We start from the raw sequence: 18744 nt of genomic DNA on the forward strand, positions 1-18744 counted from the left end.
CTGACAAGCAACCTTTGCCCGAGATGAATTCCCCGAGCGACAAGACCGCCGAAGCCAACCCCGCGCTGCTGCGCATCCGTGGCGACGTGCAGTCCATGCATGCCTACGCCGTCCAGCCGTCGAGCGGCCTGGTCAAGCTCGACGCCATGGAGAACCCCTACGGTCTGCCGCCGGCCCTGCAGGAGGCGTTGGGCCGTCGCCTGGGCCAGGTGGCCATCAACCGCTATCCCGGCAGCCGTGGTGAGGACCTGAAGCAGGCGCTGGCGCGGCATGCCGGCCTGCCGGACGGTTTCGCGCTGATGCTGGGCAACGGCTCCGACGAGCTGATTTCGCTGCTGTCGATGGCCTGCGACCTGCCAGGCGCTACGGTGCTGGCGCCGGTGCCGGGCTTCGTCATGTACGCCATGAGCGCGCACCTCCAGGGTTTGCGCTTCGTCGGCGTTCCCCTGACGGCCGATTTCGAGCTGGACGAAGCCGCGATGCTCGAGGCCGTCCGGCGCGAACGTCCCGCCATCGTCTACCTGGCCTATCCGAACAATCCCACCGCCAACCTGTGGGATGACGCGACGATCGAGCGCATCGTCCAGGCGCAGGGCGAGCAGGGCGGCCTGGTGGTGATCGACGAGGCCTACCAGCCATTCGCGGCCAGGAGCTACATCGGCCGCATGGCCGCGCACCGCCACGTCCTGCTGATGCGGACGCTGAGCAAGTTCGGCCTGGCGGGCGTGCGCCTGGGCTACCTGATCGGGCCGGCGGCGCTGATTGCCGAAGTGGACAAGGTACGTCCGCCCTACAACGTGAGCGTGCTCAACTGCGAGGCGGCGCTGTTCGCCCTGGAACATGCGCAGGTCTTCGACGAGCAGGCGCGGCACATCCGCGAGGAGCGAATGGCACTCGAGGCGGCCCTCGACAGGCTGGGCGCCGTGCGGCGCTGGCCGAGCCAGGCCAACATGGTGCTGATCCGCGTGCCGGACGCGGACAAGACCTTCGTGCGCATGAAGGAACACGGCGTGCTCATCAAGAACGTTTCTAAAATGCACCCGTTGCTGGCCAATTGCCTGCGGCTGACCGTCGGAACCCCCGACGAGAATCGGCAGATGCTGGCAGCACTCGAGCAATCCCTATGAACACCCCCACGGCACCCGAATCCGTCATCGCCGCCGGCGCGCGCACCGCACAGGTCAACCGCAACACGGCCGAGACGAAGATCAGCGTCGAAGTCAATCTGGACGGCACCGGCAAGGCCCGGCTGGCCACCGGCATCGGCTTCTTCGACCACATGCTCGACCAGATCGCCCGCCACGGGCTGATCGACCTGACCATCACCTGCGAGGGCGACCTGCACATCGACGGCCACCATACGGTGGAAGACGTCGGTATCACGCTCGGCCAGGCGGTGGGCAAGGCAGTGGGCGACAAGAAGGGCATCCGCCGCTACGGCCACGCCTACGTGCCGCTGGACGAGGCCCTGTCGCGCGTGGTGATCGACTTTTCCGGCCGCCCGGGCCTGGAAATGGATGTCCGGTTCACCAGCGGCTCGATCGGTGGCTTCGACACCCAGCTGGCGTACGAGTTCTTCCAGGGGTTTGCCAATCATGCGCTGGTCACGCTGCACATCGACAACCTCAAGGGGGTCAATGCGCACCACCAGTGCGAGACAATTTTCAAGGCCTTTGCGCGGGCACTGCGCGCTGCGCTCGAACTCGACCCGCGCTCGGCGGGAATCATCCCTTCGACCAAGGGCTCGCTCTGAGCATTCGGTCCTTGCCTTGCGATTCGTGATGTTCCAGCTTTCTTGGAGTGGTAGCCATGGCTGATTCCGTGGCCGTGGTCGACTACGGCATGGGCAACCTGCGCTCGGTGTCGCAGGCCGTGATGCATGCGGCCGACCGGGCCGGCGTCGAGGTGTTCGTCACATCCGATCCCCAGGTGGTGCGCGACGCCACGCGCGTCGTGCTGCCCGGACAGGGCGCCATGCCCGACTGCATGCGCGAGCTGCGCGAATCCGGGCTGCTGGAGTCGGTGCTCGAAGCCGCCGCCAGCAAGCCCCTGTTCGGCGTGTGCGTGGGCATGCAGATGCTGCTGTCGCACAGCGAGGAGGGCGCCACCGACGGGTTGGACCTGATTGCCGGCCGCGTGGTGCGCTTCGACCTGGAAGGCCGGCACCAGCCCGACGGCAGCCGCTACAAGGTCCCGCAAATGGGGTGGAACCAGGTCCGGCAGGCACGGCCGCACCCGCTGTGGCACGACGTGCCGGACAACGCCTGGTTCTATTTCGTGCACAGTTTCTACGCCCGCCCGGACGATCCGCGCCACAGTCTCGGCGAAGCCGACTACGGCGGGACCTTTACCGCCGCCGTGGGGCGCGATAATATTTTTGCGACCCAGTTCCACCCCGAGAAAAGCGCGGACTTCGGGTTGCGCCTCTATCAAAACTTCCTCCACTGGACCCCCTGAGCCCCCTTTCGGGTGCCCTTGCCATGCTGTTGATTCCCGCTATCGATCTCAAGGACGGCCGCTGCGTTCGCCTGAAGCAGGGCGACATGGACCAATCCACGACCTTCGGCGAAGACCCTGCCGCCATGGCGCGCAAGTGGCTCGAGGCCGGCGCGCGCCGGCTGCACCTGGTCGACCTTAACGGCGCCTTCGCCGGCAAGCCGCAGAACCATGGCGCCATCAAGGCGATCCTGCGCGAAGTGGGCGACGACATCCCGGTGCAGCTGGGCGGCGGCATCCGCGACCTGGACACCATCGAGCGCTACATCGACGACGGCCTGCGCTACGTCATCATCGGCACCGCGGCGGTCAAGAACCCGGGCTTCCTCAAGGACGCCTGCAGCGCGTTCGGCGGCCACATCATCGTGGGCCTCGATGCCAAGGACGGCAAGGTGGCCACCGACGGCTGGAGCAAGCTCACCGGCCACGAAGTGGCCGACCTGGGCAGGAAGTTCGAGGACTACGGCGTCGAATCCATCATCTACACCGACATCGGCCGCGACGGCATGCTCTCGGGCATCAACGTCGACGCCACGGTCCGCTTGGCGCAGGCCCTGACCATCCCGGTGATCGCCTCCGGTGGCCTGTCGGGCATGACCGACATCGAGCAGTTGTGCAAGGTCGAGAACGAGGGCGTCGAGGGCGTGATCTGCGGCCGCGCCATCTACACCGGCGACCTGGACTTCACCGCGGCGCAGAGCCGCGCCGACGCGCTCGCCGCGGCGGACGACTGAGCCCGCGCGGGCTCCCATTGCACAGCGCCGGGCCAACGTGACCGTTCAAGCGATCGACTACCTCGGCCTGCCGGCCCTGCGCCTGACCATTCCGGGCGGCGACAGCGCCGTCGTGGCCTTGCAGGGCGCCCAGGTGCTGTCCTGGACCAGTGCCGGCGCCGAGCGTCTCTATCTGAGCCCGATCGCGTCGCTGGACGGGCGAAGCGCCATCCGCGGCGGCGTCCCGGTGTGCTTTCCGCAGTTCAACCAGCGCGGCCCCCTGCCCAAGCACGGCTTTGCGCGCAACATGGCGTGGCGGCTCGACTCCGCTGCCGCGCATCCGGACAACCGGGTCGCGCTGGTTCTTCGCGACGACGATGCCACCCGCGCCCTGTGGCCGCACGCTTTCTGCGCGCGCCTGGTCGTCACGCTGGAGCCGGCGCGCCTGCGCGTCGCGCTGGAAGTGGACAACATCGGCGGCGAGCCCTGGACGTTCGCGGCGGCCCTGCACACCTACCTGCGCGTGGACGACATCGTGGACGCGCACCTCGAAGGCCTCCAGGGCGCCAACCGTTGGGACGCGGTGCGCGACGATCGCCATGTCGAGACGGCAGGCGCGCTGCGCTTCGCCGAGGAGTTCGACAGCGTCTATGCCGCGCCGGCCGCCCCGTTGCGGCTGGTGCAGCCGGTCGGGGCGTTGGCCGGCGCCATGCGCATCACCCAGAGCGCCAGTTGCACCGAGACAGTGATCTGGAATCCCGGCCCGGACCTCTCGGCGCGCCTGGCGGACCTGCCCGACGACGGCTACCGTCACATGCTGTGCGTCGAGGCGGCCCGCATCGACGAGCCGGTTTTCCTGGCCGGCGGCGCCCACTGGACCGGCTGGCAGGAACTGAGCCTGCACTGAGCAATCGGAATCTTGTCCGAGCGCCACAATTTTTCGGAACCCACATGCTTGCCAAGCGAATCATTCCCTGCCTGGACGTGACCGGCGGGCGCGTCGTCAAGGGCGTCAACTTCGTCGAGCTGCGCGATGCCGGCGATCCGGTCGAGATCGCGGCGCGCTACAACGCGCAGGGCGCGGACGAACTGACCTTCCTCGACATCACCGCCACCAGCGACGGCCGCGACCTCATCCTGCCGATCATCGAGGCGGTCGCGTCCCAGGTCTTCATCCCGCTGACGGTGGGCGGGGGCGTGCGCACCGTGGCCGACGTGCGGCGCCTGCTCAACGCCGGCGCCGACAAGACGAGCTTCAACTCGGCCGCCATTGCCGATCCCCAGGTGATCTCCGACGCCTCGGCCAAGTACGGCGCCCAGTGCATCGTGGTGGCGATCGACGCCAAGCGCCGCAGCGCCGAGGACGAACTGCGCCCGGATGCCGACGGCCGCCCGGTCGGCCCGGGCTGGGACGTCTACAGCCATGGCGGCCGGCGCAACACCGGGCTGGACGCGGTGCAGTGGGCCGTTGAAATGGCCCGCCGAGGCGCCGGCGAAGTCCTGCTGACCAGCATGGATCGCGATGGCACCAAGAGCGGCTTCGACCTGGCACTCACGCGGGCGGTCAGCGATGCCGTCAGCGTGCCGGTGATCGCCTCCGGCGGCGTCGGCAAGCTCGACCATCTGGCCGACGGCGTCCAGACCGGCGGCGCCGATGCGGTCCTGGCGGCCAGCATCTTCCACTACGGCGAGTACACGGTGGGGCAGGCCAAGGACTGCATGGCCGCGCGCGGCATTCCGGTGCGCCGCTGAAACCGGTGGCCCGCAAGCCGGCCGGTACCGCCGGAATGGGACAATAGCGCCATGAACTGGCTCGACGAAGTGAAGTGGGATGCGAACGGCCTGGTGCCGGTGATCGCGCAGGAAGCCGGCTCCGGCGACGTGCTGATGTTCGCCTGGATGAACCGCGAGGCGCTGGCCAGGACGGCCGAGCTCGGCCGCGCCGTGTACTTCAGCCGCTCGCGCGGCAAGCTCTGGTTCAAGGGCGAGGAGTCCGGCCACGTGCAGACGGTGCACGAAATCCGGATCGACTGCGACAACGACGTGGTCCTGCTCAAGGTCACCCAGTTGGGCCACGAGCCCGGCATCGCCTGCCATACCGGACGCCACAGCTGCTTCTTCAGCAAGTACGACAATGGTCGGTGGGTCGTGACCGAGCCGGTCTTGAAGGACCCCGAAAGCATCTACAAATGAGCGGCAAGCAACGATGAGCAGCAACGACACCCTGGACCGGCTGGCCGCCGTGATCGAAAGCCGACTGCCCGCGCGCGGCGGCGACCCCGAGGCAAGCTACGTCGCCCGCCTCCTGCACAAGGGCCCGGACGCGTTTCTCAAGAAGATCGGCGAGGAAGCCACGGAAGTCGTCATGGCCGCCAAGGACGCCGAGCACGGCGGCGACCGGGCCCGGATCGTCAACGAGGTGGCCGACCTCTGGTTCCACAGCATGATCGCCCTGGCCCATTTCGGGCTCTCGCCCGCCGACGTGGCGGCCGAGCTGGCGCGCCGCGAAGGCACCAGCGGCATCGAGGAAAAGGCGCTGCGCAAGGCGCTTTCGCGCGAGGCCGCGAAGGATTGACCCGCTCACGAGCCAAGGAGGTCTCCATGAGCCAAGAACTCGTACCCATGCCCAACGACGATTCCCTCAAGACCTGGGGCTGGGTCAGCTACCTGCTGCACCTGGTCGTTGCCGTGGCTGCCGTGCTGCCGGGCGCCCAGGCGTCGATCGGCCTGCTGCTGCTGGCGCTGGTGATCGACCTGGTCAAGCGCGACGACGCGGCCGGAACTTGGCAGGCCTCGCATTTCAGCTGGCGCATCCGCTCGGTCCTGTGGGCCGGCGTGCTCTACCTGGTCACGGCGCCGCTGTGGCTGCTGTTTCTGGCGCCGGGCTGGATCGCCTGGGTGCTGATATCCGTCTGGTTCCTCTATCGCATCGTCAAGGGAATGGTGCGCATGAACGCCGGCAAAGCCATGGAGCCCACGAATGTCCTCTGACCCCAACTGCATCTTCTGCAAGATCATCGAAGGCAAGATACCTTCGCGCAAGGTCTACGAGGATGACGAACTGGTCGGCTTCCACGACGTCGCGCCCTGGGCGCCGGTGCACTTCATGCTGGTGCCCAAGCGGCATATCGCATCGATGGCGCAGCTCACGGCCGACGACGCGGCGCTGATGGGCAAGATCATGACCCTCGCGCCGCGACTGGCGATCGAGAATGGCTGCCGGCCCTATCCGGAAGGCGGCTTCAGGGTGGTGGTGAACACCGGTGCCGAGGGCGGCCAGGAAGTGCATCATCTCCATGTGCACGTCATGGGCGGGCCGAGACCCTGGTTGAAGGGCTGATGTCCCGCGGCGCGTAAAATTCAAGCAACTATTGCAGGAGCTATTTCATGGGTTCGTTTTCCATTTGGCACTGGCTGATCGTGCTGTTGATCGTGGTGCTGGTTTTCGGTACCAAGAAGCTCAAGAACATGGGGACCGACCTGGGCGGCGCGGTCAAGGGCTTCAAGGACGGCATGCGGGACGGTTCGGCGGATACCCCGGCCGAGCCGCCGCAGCAGGTGACGGCCAACAGCGCGCAGGCCGACAAGCCGACCATCGACGTCGAAGCGCGTCACAAGTCCTGAGTGCCGTCGAAGTCCGCATCCCGACGTGCTTGAACTCGGCATTTCCAAGCTGGCGCTGATCGGCGTGGTGGCGCTCGTCGTCATCGGGCCCGAGCGGCTGCCGCGCGTCGCCCGCACGGTCGGCACGCTGCTGGGCAAGGCGCAGCGCTACGTCAACGACGTCAAGGCCGAGGTCAATCGGTCGATGGAACTCGACGAGCTGCGCAAGATGAAGGACAGCTTCCAGGAAGCTGCCCGCGACGCCGAGCAGAGCGTGCGCGACAGCGCGCGCGAGGTGCAGCAGCATCTCGAAGGCGGTGCCTCCGACGACGGCGGCTACAACATGCCGCTCGAGACGCCGGTTAGCTATCCGCAATACCAGCGTCCCCGCAAGAACTGGCGGCTCAAGCGTGGCGCCACGCCCCAGTGGTACAAGGCGCGCAACGGCGTTCGCACGCGGGCCCAGTCCGGTGCCGCGCGTGTTGCCCGCTTCCGTCCTCAAAAGTTCAATTAGCGCGCGAGGCCCCGCCAACCGCTGATCGATCGCCCCTGTTCCCGCGCCGATTCCGGCCGCCCGTGCCCCCTTTCTCCCCATGGCTGAATCCGATACCGACAAGAACAAGGACGACGAGCTCGCAGGCACGGAGCAGCCGTTCGTCGCGCACCTGATCGAGCTGCGCGACCGCCTGATCTACTGCATCTACGGCCTGGTCGTGGCGGGTGGCCTGCTGGCCATCTGGCCCGGTCCGTCCGGACTGATCGATTTCGTTGCGGTGCCCATCCGCGCCCACATGCCGCACGATGCCAAGCTGATCGCCGTCGGCGTGTTCTCGCCGTTCTTCGTCCCGCTCAAGGTGCTGCTGATGGCGGCGGTGCTGCTGGCACTGCCATGGCTCATGTACCAGGCCTGGATGTTTGTGGCGCCTGGCCTGTACAGCCACGAAAAGCGCTTCGCGCTGCCGCTCATCTTCTTTGGCAGCCTCCTGGCCTATGCCGGCATTGCCTTCGTCCAGTTCTTCGTGCTGGACAAGATGTTCAACTTCATCCAGCACTTCACGCCTGCCAGCGTGGCGGCCACGCCCGACATCGCTTCCTACGTGGAATCGATTCTTTCGCTCTACTTGGCATTCGGCGTGGCATTCCAGGTGCCGATCGTCGTGATGCTGCTCGTGCGCTTCGAGATGGTCACCATCGAGAAGCTGAAGTCCATGCGCGGCTACTTCATCGTCGGGGCATTCGTCATTGCGGCGGTGCTCACGCCGCCGGACGTCATCTCGCAACTGGCCCTGGCCGTGCCCATGATCCTGCTGTACGAGGTCGGGATCTGGGGCGCGCGCTATTTCGTGCGTTTCTCCAGGTCGCCCGACAGCGACGAGGCCGAAGGCGAAGCCAAGCCTCCCGCCGAGAAGACCGACTCCGCCCAGCCCTGACCGATCGACGCCTGCGGCCGCGGGCAGCCGCGGCGTTCATTCCCGCTCCGGCAGGCGGCGCAAGGGCGTGCTCGGGCGCTGGCCCGGGGTGACGTCGAGTTCCACCTCGTTGCCACCGCGCCGCATGGCGAACCGCGCGGGCACGCCGGGCTTGAGAGCGGCCACGGTCGTCAGCAGTTGCTGCACGTTCCGGACCTGCGCATTGCCCACGCCGGTGATCACGTCGCCGGGACGCATGCCGGCCTGCGCGGCCGGGCCGTTCTGAAGCACGCCGGTGATGATCACGCCCTGGTCGGCCTTGACGCCGAAGGTCTCGGCCAGCTCCGGCGAGAGGTCACTCGGCTCCACGCCGATCCAGCCGCGCGTGACCTTGCCTTCGCTGACGATGTCGTGCAGCACCTGCTTGGCCGTGGACACCGGAATGGCGAAGCCGATGCCCATGCTGCCGCCCGAGCGCGAGTAGATGGCGGTGTTGATGCCCTCGAGGTTGCCGTTGACGTCCACCAGCGCCCCGCCCGAGTTGCCGGGATTGATGGCCGCGTCGGTCTGGATGAAGTTCTCGAAGGTGTTGATGCCCAGCTGGTTGCGCCCCAGTGCCGAAACGATCCCGCTGGTGACGGTCTGCCCCACGCCGAACGGGTTGCCGATGGCAAGCACCTGGTCGCCCACCTGCAGCGAATCGGAGTTGCCCAGGGCGACGGTCGGAAGGCGGTCGAGTTCGATCTTGAGCACCGCCAGGTCGGTGTCGGGGTCGGTACCGATCACCTTCGCCTGCGCCTGTCGGCTGTCGTTGAGGGTCACCTCGATCTCGTCGGCGCCGGCCACCACGTGGTTGTTGGTCAGGATGTAGCCGTCCGGGCTGACGATGACGCCGCTGCCCAGGCCCATCTGCGGCTGGTCGTCCTGGTCGCCGAAGAAGAAACGGAACCACGGGTCGTTGCTGCGCGGGTGGCGTGGCGCGGCCTTGCTGGTGTTGATGCTGACGACCGCCGGCGCGGCACGCCTGGCCGCGGCGGCCAGACTGCCCGGCGCCGGGGCGCGCGAGGCGGATTCAGGCGCCTGGACCACCGAGACGACCCCGCCGAGGCCGGGCGGCGCGCGGTGCGTCCATTCGGGCTTGAGCGTCGCAACCACGAAATAGCCGGCCAGGACGACGGTCACGGCCTGCGAGAAGAGCAACCAGAAACGCTTCATGTGAGATGGGTATGTGAGGACACGCATTGTCCCATTGGCCGCCCGGCACAAATACCGGCACCCAGGTCGAGAATGCGGCGCGGCTACTGCGTAGTTAGGGGTTTACCCTTAGTATTGCGGTTCGCTGCCCGATCGGGCGGCGTCCCAGCGTCCTGGCAAGGCAACCACCCATCGCCCTCGGCCCGGCACTTTCGCCCGACCCGCTCTGCGCTCCCAGACCCCAGGGGAGGGCGCGTCCGGCCTAGCGACCGACCGAAAGCCATGACCACACAAGCCACCCCAATCGAGGCGCCGCCGCCCGCGCGCCTGCTGAACGCGCGCGACTACAAGACGCTCGCCCTTTCCGCACTCGGCGGCACGCTCGAGTTCTACGACTTCGTCATCTACGTCTTCTTCGCCACGGTGCTCGGCGGGCTGTTCTTTCCGCCGCAGATGCCCGACTGGCTGCGGCAACTGCAGACGTTCGGCATCTTTGCCGCCGGGTATCTGGCGCGCCCGCTGGGCGGCATCGTCATCGCGCACTTCGGCGACCGGCTGGGCCGCAAGCGGATGTTCAGCCTGAGCGTCTTCCTGATGGCGGCCCCGACCCTGATCATCGGCCTGCTGCCGACCTACGCCGCCATCGGCGTGGCGGCGCCGCTGCTGCTGCTGGCCATGCGGGTGCTGCAGGGCGCGGCCATCGGCGGCGAAATGCCGGGAGCCTGGGTGTTCGTGGCCGAGCACGTCCCGGCGCAGCGCTACGGCCTGGGCGTGGGCACGCTCACGGGCGGAATCACCGGCGGCATCCTGCTGGGATCGCTGGTCGCGGTGGGCGTCAACTCGCACTATTCGGCCGAAGAGATCCAGTCTCACGCCTGGCGCCTTCCGTTCATCCTGGGGGGCGTGTTCGGCCTGGTGTCGGTCTATCTCCGGCGCTTCCTGCACGAAACGCCGGTCTTCAAGGAACTGGCGCAGCGCCGCAGCCGCGACGCCGAACTGCCGCTCAAGACCGTGTTGCGCGAGCACCGCGCCGCTTCGCTCTTCGTGGCCCTGCTGACATGGGTGCTGTCGGCGGCCATCGTCGTGGTCGTGCTCTACACCCCGACGTACCTGCAGAAGGTCCATCACGTGCCGGCGACGCTGGCGCTGCAAGCCAACGTCCTGGCCACCCTGACCCTGACGATCGGGTGCGTGCTGGTCGGATGGGCCTGCGACCGCTTCGGCACACGCGCGGTCATGTTGATCGGGTGGGGCGGCCTCTTCGTCAGCGCCTATCTGTTCTATACGGGGCTTCCGGGCGAGCCGCAGGCGCTGGTCTGGCACTACGGACTGGTCGGCCTCTTCGTGGGCACCATCGCCACCGTGCCCATCGCCGGGGTGCGGGCCTTCCCGGCGCCGGTGCGGTTCAGTGGCCTGTCCTTTGCCTACAACATGTCCTACGCGATCTTCGGCGGCCTGACGCCCGTGATCCTGACGCTGTGGCTGCAGCGCGACCCGCTCGCCCCCGCGCACTATGTGGGCGCGCTGGCGATTCTGGGCGTGGTGCTCGGGCTGATGCCGCTGGCGCGGCGCGGGCATCGGATGCGGGACGGAGCGGCGAGCGCGACAATGTCGTGATGAGCACGACGCGCCACGAACTCCTGCACGCCTTCGACCTGCTGCTCGCGCCCGAGCGCTTCCGCGACTACGGCCCCAACGGCCTGCAGGTGGAGGGGCGCACCAGCGTGCGCAAGATCGTCTCCGGCGTGACCGCCAGCCGCGCGCTCATCGAGGCCGCCATCCACGCCGAGGCCGATGCCATCTTCGTGCACCACGGCCTGTTCTGGCGCGGCCAGGACGGCCGCGTGACCGGCTGGATGCGCCAGCGGCTGGGCTTGCTGCTGGGCGACGACGTCAACCTGTTCGCCTATCACCTTCCGCTGGACGCGCACCCCGAACTGGGCAACAACGCGCAGTTCGGCCTGCGGCTGGGCCTGGTCACCCACGCCGGCTCGGCCGGTCGCTTTGGCGAACAGGAACTGGGCTTCCTGGGGGCGCTCCCCGACGCCGGCGCGTTCTCCGACGGGCGGGCACTGGCCGCACATGTGGAGCGGGCACTGGGGCGCAAGGTGACGCACGTCGACGGCGGCGTCCACGGCCGCCCGATCCGGCAGGTCGCCTGGTGTACCGGCGGTGCGCAAGGCTATTTCGAAGCGGCCATCGCCGCCGGCGCCGATGCCTTCATCACCGGCGAGATCTCCGAGCCGCAGGCCCACTATGCGCGAGAGATGGGCGTGACCTTCATTGCCTGCGGCCACCACGCGTCCGAGCGTTACGGCGCGCCGGCGGTGGCCGGCCACGTTGCCGCCCAGCTGGGCCTGGCGCACGAATTCATCGACATCGACAACCCGGCGTGAACGCAAAAGTCGCTGCAACGGCGCCACTGCCGCTGGCCATCACCATGGGCGACCCGGCCGGCATCGGGCCGGAGATCGTCGTCAAGGCATTTCGCGACGCACCGGCGCTGACCGCAGGCGCCTTCGTGGCCGGCGACCTGGAATGCCTGCGAAAGGCTGCGGCCGCTGTCGCCCGGCCCGGCGAGCCGGCCCTGCCCGTGGCCTTGATCGAGCGGCCCGACCAGGCACTGCGGATGCCGGCTCGCTGCGTCCCGGTGCTGCAAGCGGTGTCGCCGCCAGAGGGCGTGCGACATGGGCAGATCAGCGCGGCCGCCGGACGCGCCGCCGGAGAGGCCGTGCAATGGGCCGCGCGGGCGGCGCTGGGTGCGCAGGTGGCCGGCCTGGTCACCGCCCCGCTGCACAAGGAGGCGCTGTCCGCAGCCGGGTTCACCTATCCCGGCCACACCGAACTGCTGCAGGCCGAGGCCGCGCGCCATGCCGGCGTGCCGCTCGCCCGGATGCCCGTACGCATGATGCTGGCCAACGCCGAGTTGCGCACCGTGCTCGTCAGCATCCACATGTCGCTGCGCCATGCCATCGAGGCGGTGACCTTCGACGGCGTGCTCGAGACGCTGCGCATCGCGCATGCGTCCTTGCAGGGCGTGCTCGGGCGGGCGCCGCGCCTGGCCGTGGCGGGGCTCAATCCGCATGCCGGGGAAGGCGGGCTGTTCGGCAGCGAGGAGCGCGAGGTCATCGCCCCGGCGGTGGCTGCCGCCCGCGCCGAGGGCATCGACGCCGACGGCCCGCATGCGCCGGACACCGTGTTCATGCGCGCGCGAAAGGGCGAATTCGATGCGGTGATCGCGATGTACCACGACCAGGGGCTGATACCGGTCAAGTACCTGGGCGTCGAGGAGGGCGTGAACGTCACGCTGGGGCTGCCGCTGGTGCGCACCAGCCCCGATCACGGGACGGCGTTCGACCTGGCGGGCACCGGCCGCGCGGACGCGTCCAGCCTCATCGAGGCGATTCGCATGGCGCGGCTGCTCCTCAGGGGCGCCTGAGGGCGTCGCGGATCTCGCGCAGCAGCACGACGTCTTCGGGCGGCGGGGGCGGCGCTGCGGGTGCTGCCTCGGGTTGGCGGCGCAGACGGTTGATCTGCTTGATCATCACGAAGATCACGAAGGCCAGGATGATGAAGTTCACCGCGATGGTGATGAAATTGCCGTACGCGAGCACCGGCACGCCGGCCTTCTGCAGGTCGGCCAAGGTGTTGTTGACGCCCGGCGGCACGGTGCCGAGCACGATGTAGAGATTGGAGAAATCCAGCTTGCCGAAGACCAGGCCGACGATCGGCATGATGATGTCCTTGACGAGCGAGTCGACGATCTTGCCGAATGCGCCGCCGATGATGACGCCGACCGCGAGGTCGACGACATTGCCCTTCATGGCGAACTCACGAAACTCGGTCATGAAGCCCATGTTGATCCCCAGACTGTGATTGGACGAGGCGCCAGTATAGGGACGAGGCAAGAGCGGGACGCGTGGTCGCAACACCGGCGCGGCCCTCGGGCGCGCCGTCGTTGAGTTTGACGTTTACGCTCCGCTACAATCGTAGGTTGACCCCCGAACCCCAACGCAAAAGATTGAGGACCCCATGAGTGAGACACCCGTCGGCCCGGCTCGAGTCGACAGCAGCAAGAGGACATGGTTGATCGCATCCAGCTGTGCGGGTGTGGTGGGAGGCGTGGCGACAGCCGTACCTTTCGTGAGCACGTTCCAGCCCTCGGAGCGTGCCAAGGCCGCCGGCGCGCCGGTCGAGGTGGACATCGCCGCCCTGAAGCCGGGGGAGAAGCTCACCGTCGAGTGGCGGGGCAAGCCGGTCTGGATCCTCAAGCGCACGCCCGAGCAGGTCGCGGAGTTGCCCAAGCACGACGCAGAACTGGCCGATCCTCAATCCAAGCGCAATCCGAGCGAGTTCACGCCGGAATACGCGCAGAACGAGCACCGCTCGATCAAGCCCGACGTCCTGGTCGTCGTCGGCATCTGCACCCATCTGGGCTGTTCGCCGACCGACAAGTTCCAGCCCGGTCCCCAGCCTTCGCTGCCCGACGACTGGGAGGGCGGTTTCCTCTGCCCTTGCCACGGCTCGACCTTCGACCTGGCCGGCCGTGTCTTCAAGAACAAGCCGGCGCCTGACAACCTGCCGGTGCCGCCGCACACGTACCTGTCCGATACACGCCTTCTCATTGGCGAAGACAAGAAAAAGGCGTGAGGACGGAAGACATGGCTGAACTCAAGGAAATCTCCCCCAACGCTCCCGCCAGCCGCAAGCTGTTGAACTGGGTCGACAACCGCTTCCCGCTGAGCAAGCTCTACAACGAGCACATGGGCGAGTACTACGCGCCCAAGAATTTCAACTTCTGGTACATCTTCGGTTCGCTGGCGCTGCTGGTGCTCGTGATCCAGATCGTCACCGGCATCTTCCTGGTGATGCACTACAAGCCCGACGCGAACCTGGCGTTCGCATCGGTCGAGTACATCATGCGCGACGTGCCGTGGGGCTGGCTGATCCGCTACATGCACTCGACCGGCGCGTCCGCCTTCTTCGTCGTGGTGTACCTGCACATGTTCCGCGGCCTGCTGTACGGCAGCTACCGCAAGCCACGCGAGCTGGTCTGGATCTTCGGCTGCGCGATCTTCCTGTGCCTGATGGCCGAGGCCTTCATGGGCTACCTGCTGCCCTGGGGCCAGATGAGCTACTGGGGCGCGCAGGTGATCGTCAACCTGTTCTCCGCCATCCCCTTCATAGGCCCCGACCTGGCGCTGCTGATCCGTGGCGACTACGTCGTCAGCGATGCCACGCTCAACCGCTTCTTCAGCTTCCACGTGATCGCGGTGCCGCTGGTCCTGCTGGGCCTGGTGGTGGCGCACCTGATCGCACTGCACGAAGTCGGCTCCAACAACCCGGACGGTGTCGAGATCAAGGCCCACAAGGGCCCCGACGGCCATCCGCTCGACGGCGTGCCGTTCCACCCGTTCTACACGGTGCACGACATCTTCGGCGTGGTCGTGTTCCTGATGATCTTCTCGGCGGTGATCTTCTTCGCGCCCGAGGCCGGCGGCTACTTCCTCGAGTACAACAACTTCATCCCGGCCGACTCGCTCAAGACGCCCAATCACATCGCGCCGGTCTGGTACTTCACGCCTTTCTATTCGATGCTGCGCGCCATCACCAGCGAGATGATGTACGCGCTCATCGCCTGCGTGGTGGCCGCCGCCGCCCTGGGCGTGTGGAAGGCGCGCGTCATCACCGCTGTCAAGGTGGTCATCGTCATCGCCGCGGTCGCCGTGGCGGCCATGATGCTCAGCATCGACGCCAAGTTCTGGGGCGTGGTGGTCATGGGCGGTGCCGTGATCATCCTGTTCTTCCTGCCTTGGCTCGACCACAGCCCGGTCAAGTCGATCCGCTATCGGCCCGACTGGCACAAGTACGTCTACGGCGTGTTCGTGATCAACTTCGTCGTGTTGGCCTACCTGGGCGTGCAGCCGCCATCGCCTACCGGCGAGCGGGTGTCGCAGGTGGGTACCCTGTTCTATTTCGGCTTCTTCCTGCTGATGCCATGGTGGAGCCGCCTGGGCGAGTTCAAGACTGTGCCCGAGCGCGTGACCTATTCGGCGCACTGACCACAGCGGGAACGTAGAACATGAAGAAGCTCATCCTCACGCTCGTCGCCGCGCTCGGCATCGTCACCGGCGCGCATGCCGCCGAAGGCGGCATCGCCTGGGACAAGGCGCCCGACCGGACCACCGACATCGCAGCCCTGCAGAACGGCGCCAAGCTGTTCGTCAACTACTGCCTCAACTGCCACTCGGCGGCGTTCATGCGCTACAACCGGCTGCAGGACATCGGCATCAGCGAGCAGCAGATCAAGGACAACCTGCTGTTCACCACCGAAAAGGTGGGCGACACCATGCAGGCGAACTTCAACCCGCGCGACGCCAAGGGCTGGTTCGGCACCGTGCCGCCGGACCTCACGCTGGTGGCGCGTTCGCGTGCCGGCCATGGCGGCACCGGCCCCGATTACCTGTATACCTACCTGCGTACTTTCTACCGGGACTCCAGCAAGGCCACGGGCTGGGATAATCTGGCTTTCCCGAGCGTGGCCATGCCGAACGTCCTGTGGGAACTGCAGGGCGAACGCCGCCCCGTCTACAAGGAGGTCGAGCAGCACGGACACAAGGTCCACGTGATTTCCGGCTGGGAGCAGGTCAAGCCCGGCAAGCTGACGCCCGCGCAGTACGACCAGGCGGTCGGAGATCTCGTAGGCTACATGCAGTGGATGGCCGAACCGGCGCAGAACACACGCATTCGCCTCGGCGTCTGGGTGCTCCTGTTCCTGGCCATGACGTTGGTGTTCGTGTGGCGTCTCAACGCTGCGTACTGGAAAGACGTCAAGTAGGTCCGATGGCATCGACCGGGCGCCCTGGGCGCCTGCCGGTCCCGCAGAGTGGGTTGCGAAGAGCGACCCACTCTTTTTGATTTTTAGGAGTCTCTCGCCATGATGGTGCTTTATTCAGGAACCACCTGCCCCTTTTCTCACCGTTGCCGCTTTGTACTGTTCGAGAAAGGCATGGACTTCGAGATCCGTGACGTCGATCTCTACAACAAGCCGGAAGACATCGGCGTGATGAACCCGTACGGCCAGGTGCCCATCCTGGTCGAGCGCGACCTCATCCTGTACGAGTCGAACATCATCAACGAGTACATCGACGAGCGCTTCCCGCATCCGCAGCTCATGCCCGGCGACCCGGTCGACCGCGCGCGCGTGCGCCTGTTCCTCCTGAACTTCGAGAAGGAGCTGTTCGTCCACGTGTCCACGCTGGAGAACCGCGGCGTCAAGGGCAACGAAAAGGCTCTGGAGAAGGCGCGCTCGCACATCCGCGATCGCCTGACGCAACTGGCCCCGGTGTTCCTCAAGAACAAATACATGCTGGGCGACAATTTCTCGATGCTCGACGTGGCCATCGCGCCCCTGCTCTGGCGCCTGGACTACTATGGCATCGACCTGAGCAAGAACGCCGCCCCGCTGCTGAAGTACGCCGAGCGGATCTTCTCCCGCCCGGCCTACATCGAGGCGCTGACGCCGTCCGAAAAGGTGATGCGCAAGTAGGCGGCCGATGGGCGTTGCGCAGGTAGTAGAGTCGTGGCCGGGCCCATGCCCGGCTGCATGCCTTGGCAATTCCGACATCAAGCAATGATCAGCGCGATCGAGTCCTCTTCCACCCGACCCTACCTGGTCCGGGCGCTCTATGAATGGTGCACCGACAACGGCTTCACGCCGTACGTCGCGGTGCAGGTCGACGAGAGCGTCCAGGTGCCGCGCGAGTACGTGAAGAACGGCGAGATTGTGCTCAACATCAGCTTCGACGCCACCAGTTCGCTCAAGCTCGGCAACGAGTTCATCGAGTTCAAGGCGCGATTTGCCGGTGTCGCGCGGGACATCGTCGTTCCGATCCATCGGGTCATTGCAATCTACGCCCGCGAGAACGGCCAGGGCATGGCGTTCCCACCGGTGGCGGCGGCACCCGCACAGTCGCCGGCCCCGCCCGTGTCGGCGACGCCGGCAGACGCTGGTGCGCTCCCCAAGAGCGGCGGCGCGCCCCGCGCGGCCGAAACCGATCCAGCGCGTGTGGTGCACCTGGTGGCCAGCGAAGGGGCGGAACCGGCGGACAGTGCACCGGCAAGCGTCGCCCCGGACAACGGCGAAGACCCGCCGAAACCTCCGACGGGTCCGGGCGCGCGGCCCTCGCTCAAGCGCATCAAGTAGCGGCGGCCCGCAGGCGTTCGCACGCGGTGCCTGCTTCGCGCAGACATAGAATTCAATCCAAGCCGCTTTAGCTCAGCTGGTAGAGCACCCGCCTTGTAAGCGGAAGGTCGTCCGTTCGATTCGGACAAGCGGCACCACATCAGGTCCGGCAACGTTCATCGTTGGCCGGGCCTTTTCTTTTTTGTGCAGGCGGGCTGTCCAGTCGCAGGAGCGCGGCGGCTGGACAGTTCGCAAACTCGGGGTTATGGTTGGCCGCGATTGTTTCCGTTGTGTCTCCATTCGATCCGTTTCTGGAGGTTCAAGATGACGCTTCTCAAGGTCAACGCGATCTGCCTGGCCGTATTGCTCAGTGCCTGCAGCACCGCGCCACCTTCGGCCACCAGCAGTGCGACACAGCCGAGCACGATGGCGGCCGCTGCGCCATCGGCTGCGTCAACAAGTCCCGCCGCAGGCGTGGTAGACCCTGCCGCCGTGCAGGCGATCACCAGCATGGGCAGCTACCTGCAGACCCTGCGCCGGTTCGAGGTCACGGTCGACCTGACCGGCGAGCGCGTGCTTGCCGACGGCCAGAAACTGACCCACTCGGCCGAAGCCGACCTTCAGGTGGCGCGGCCGAACCGCATCGCCGTGCAGACGTCGACGACGGCGATGCGGCGCAACTTCTACTACGACGGCAGCAAGATCGCACTGCAGTTCCCGGATTCGAACTACTACTCGACCGTGGACTATTCCGGCACGCTCGGCGAACTGATCGCCAAGCTCAGGACGAGCTACGGCGTGGAGTTCCCGGCCGCCGATCTGTTCGTGCTGGGCACGCCCGCGGCGCCGCTGACCAATCTCACGTCCGCCATGAACGCCGGCCAGGCTCTGATCGACGGCATGGTGTGCGACCACTACGCGTTCCGCCAGCCTGGCATCGATTGGCAGATCTGGCTGACGACGGGAAGCAACCCGGTTCCGCTGAAGTTGGTGATCACCGACACGACGGACGATGCCCGTCCGCAGTCGACCACGCACTTCGCCTGGAACATGAAGCCGACCTTCAAGGATTCGCGCTTCACGTTCGTGCCGCCCAGCGGTGCGAAGGCCATCGAGATGGTTCCTGTCAAGAATCAGTGAGGAA

The 18744-nt window shown here is 66.8% G+C and carries 24 protein-coding genes and 1 tRNA gene; 23 read left to right on the forward strand and 2 right to left on the reverse strand.

What is annotated here, in order from left to right:
- The first annotated feature begins 23 nt into the window (after positions 1-23).
- The 13 genes from hisC (at position 24) to tatC (ending at position 8242) form a co-directional block, all read left to right on the forward strand.
- Positions 24-1127 carry a histidinol-phosphate transaminase gene (hisC, locus tag VES41_RS03465; protein ID WP_324813019.1) on the forward strand — a complete coding sequence of 368 codons (1104 nt, stop codon included), beginning with the start codon at positions 24-26 and terminating at the stop codon, positions 1125-1127.
- Entirely contained in the window at positions 1124-1753 is a 630-nt protein-coding gene (hisB, locus tag VES41_RS03470) for an imidazoleglycerol-phosphate dehydratase HisB (protein WP_324813021.1), read from the forward strand. Before hisC ends, hisB begins: the two co-directional genes overlap by 4 nt.
- Positions 1754-1809: 56 nt before the next feature.
- Positions 1810-2457: an imidazole glycerol phosphate synthase subunit HisH gene (gene hisH / locus VES41_RS03475; protein WP_324813024.1), complete on the forward strand. Its 648-nt coding sequence runs from the start codon at positions 1810-1812 to the stop codon at positions 2455-2457.
- Between the two features lie 23 nt (positions 2458-2480).
- Positions 2481-3230: a 1-(5-phosphoribosyl)-5-[(5-phosphoribosylamino)methylideneamino]imidazole-4-carboxamide isomerase gene (gene hisA / locus VES41_RS03480; protein WP_324813026.1), complete on the forward strand. Its 750-nt coding sequence runs from the start codon at positions 2481-2483 to the stop codon at positions 3228-3230.
- 37 nt (positions 3231-3267) lie between these two features.
- Entirely contained in the window at positions 3268-4116 is an 849-nt protein-coding gene (locus VES41_RS03485) for a D-hexose-6-phosphate mutarotase (protein WP_324813028.1), read from the forward strand.
- Positions 4117-4160: 44 nt separating this feature from the next.
- Positions 4161-4961, forward strand: coding sequence for an imidazole glycerol phosphate synthase subunit HisF (hisF, locus tag VES41_RS03490; RefSeq protein ID WP_324813030.1), 801 nt, complete (start codon positions 4161-4163; stop codon positions 4959-4961).
- 51 nt (positions 4962-5012) lie between these two features.
- On the forward strand, positions 5013-5402 hold the full coding sequence (gene hisI / locus VES41_RS03495; RefSeq protein WP_324813033.1) for a phosphoribosyl-AMP cyclohydrolase: 390 nt from the start codon (positions 5013-5015) through the stop codon (positions 5400-5402).
- Between the two features lie 13 nt (positions 5403-5415).
- Entirely contained in the window at positions 5416-5784 is a 369-nt protein-coding gene (locus VES41_RS03500) for a phosphoribosyl-ATP diphosphatase (protein ID WP_324813036.1), read from the forward strand.
- A 26-nt stretch (positions 5785-5810) separates the two neighbouring features.
- Entirely contained in the window at positions 5811-6200 is a 390-nt protein-coding gene (locus tag VES41_RS03505) for a hypothetical protein (protein ID WP_324813038.1), read from the forward strand.
- Complete coding sequence (locus VES41_RS03510; RefSeq protein WP_324813041.1) at positions 6190-6549, forward strand: histidine triad nucleotide-binding protein; 360 nt, start codon at positions 6190-6192, stop codon at positions 6547-6549. The genes VES41_RS03505 and VES41_RS03510 overlap by 11 nt, the downstream gene beginning before the upstream one ends.
- A gap of 47 nt (positions 6550-6596) precedes the next feature.
- A complete protein-coding gene (gene tatA / locus VES41_RS03515) occupies positions 6597-6833 on the forward strand; it encodes a Sec-independent protein translocase subunit TatA (protein ID WP_324813044.1) in 237 nt (78 codons plus the stop codon).
- Between the two features lie 25 nt (positions 6834-6858).
- Positions 6859-7326: a Sec-independent protein translocase protein TatB gene (gene tatB / locus VES41_RS03520; protein ID WP_324813046.1), complete on the forward strand. Its 468-nt coding sequence runs from the start codon at positions 6859-6861 to the stop codon at positions 7324-7326.
- 79 nt (positions 7327-7405) lie between these two features.
- Positions 7406-8242 carry a twin-arginine translocase subunit TatC gene (tatC, locus tag VES41_RS03525; RefSeq protein ID WP_324813049.1) on the forward strand — a complete coding sequence of 279 codons (837 nt, stop codon included), beginning with the start codon at positions 7406-7408 and terminating at the stop codon, positions 8240-8242.
- Positions 8243-8278: 36 nt separating this feature from the next.
- On the opposite strand, the gene VES41_RS03530 is transcribed toward tatC, so the two are convergent.
- The gene (locus VES41_RS03530) at positions 8279-9436 is read right to left on the reverse strand and encodes a S1C family serine protease (RefSeq protein ID WP_324813051.1); all 1158 of its coding nucleotides are present in this window, start codon (positions 9434-9436) and stop codon (positions 8279-8281) included.
- 261 nt (positions 9437-9697) lie between these two features.
- Here VES41_RS03530 and VES41_RS03535 point away from each other — a divergent pair, with 261 nt between their 5' ends.
- The 3 genes from VES41_RS03535 to pdxA are packed head-to-tail and all read left to right on the forward strand — an operon-like array spanning position 9698 to position 12854.
- Complete coding sequence (locus VES41_RS03535) at positions 9698-11032, forward strand: MFS transporter (protein ID WP_324813053.1); 1335 nt, start codon at positions 9698-9700, stop codon at positions 11030-11032.
- Positions 11032-11811 carry a Nif3-like dinuclear metal center hexameric protein gene (locus tag VES41_RS03540; RefSeq protein WP_324813056.1) on the forward strand — a complete coding sequence of 260 codons (780 nt, stop codon included), beginning with the start codon at positions 11032-11034 and terminating at the stop codon, positions 11809-11811. Before VES41_RS03535 ends, VES41_RS03540 begins: the two co-directional genes overlap by 1 nt.
- Positions 11808-12854, forward strand: a complete 1047-nt coding sequence (gene pdxA, locus VES41_RS03545) for a 4-hydroxythreonine-4-phosphate dehydrogenase PdxA (RefSeq protein ID WP_324813059.1) — start codon at positions 11808-11810, stop codon at positions 12852-12854. Before VES41_RS03540 ends, pdxA begins: the two co-directional genes overlap by 4 nt.
- Here pdxA and mscL read toward each other — a convergent pair.
- Positions 12841-13272 (reverse strand): large conductance mechanosensitive channel protein MscL, encoded by a 432-nt coding sequence (mscL, locus tag VES41_RS03550; RefSeq protein ID WP_324813061.1) that lies wholly within the window; start codon positions 13270-13272, stop codon positions 12841-12843. The genes pdxA and mscL overlap by 14 nt on opposite strands.
- A gap of 175 nt (positions 13273-13447) precedes the next feature.
- Here mscL and petA point away from each other — a divergent pair, with 175 nt between their 5' ends.
- From petA to VES41_RS03585, 7 genes are all read left to right on the forward strand, one after another.
- On the forward strand, positions 13448-14065 hold the full coding sequence (petA, locus tag VES41_RS03555; RefSeq protein WP_324813063.1) for a ubiquinol-cytochrome c reductase iron-sulfur subunit: 618 nt from the start codon (positions 13448-13450) through the stop codon (positions 14063-14065).
- Between the two features lie 11 nt (positions 14066-14076).
- Positions 14077-15477 carry a cytochrome bc complex cytochrome b subunit gene (locus VES41_RS03560; protein WP_324813065.1) on the forward strand — a complete coding sequence of 467 codons (1401 nt, stop codon included), beginning with the start codon at positions 14077-14079 and terminating at the stop codon, positions 15475-15477.
- 20 nt (positions 15478-15497) lie between these two features.
- Entirely contained in the window at positions 15498-16253 is a 756-nt protein-coding gene (locus VES41_RS03565; protein WP_324813068.1) for a cytochrome c1, read from the forward strand.
- Between the two features lie 99 nt (positions 16254-16352).
- Positions 16353-16964, forward strand: coding sequence for a glutathione S-transferase N-terminal domain-containing protein (locus VES41_RS03570; protein ID WP_324813071.1), 612 nt, complete (start codon positions 16353-16355; stop codon positions 16962-16964).
- 84 nt (positions 16965-17048) lie between these two features.
- Positions 17049-17621, forward strand: coding sequence for a ClpXP protease specificity-enhancing factor (locus tag VES41_RS03575; protein ID WP_324813073.1), 573 nt, complete (start codon positions 17049-17051; stop codon positions 17619-17621).
- A 61-nt stretch (positions 17622-17682) separates the two neighbouring features.
- Positions 17683-17758, forward strand: a tRNA-Thr gene (locus VES41_RS03580).
- A gap of 166 nt (positions 17759-17924) precedes the next feature.
- The gene (locus tag VES41_RS03585; protein ID WP_324813075.1) at positions 17925-18740 is read left to right on the forward strand and encodes a DUF2092 domain-containing protein; all 816 of its coding nucleotides are present in this window, start codon (positions 17925-17927) and stop codon (positions 18738-18740) included.
- The last annotated feature ends 4 nt before the right edge of the window (positions 18741-18744 follow it).

It is taken from the genome of Variovorax sp., from assembly GCF_035634955.1.
Lineage (GTDB): Bacteria > Pseudomonadota > Gammaproteobacteria > Burkholderiales > Burkholderiaceae_C > Variovorax.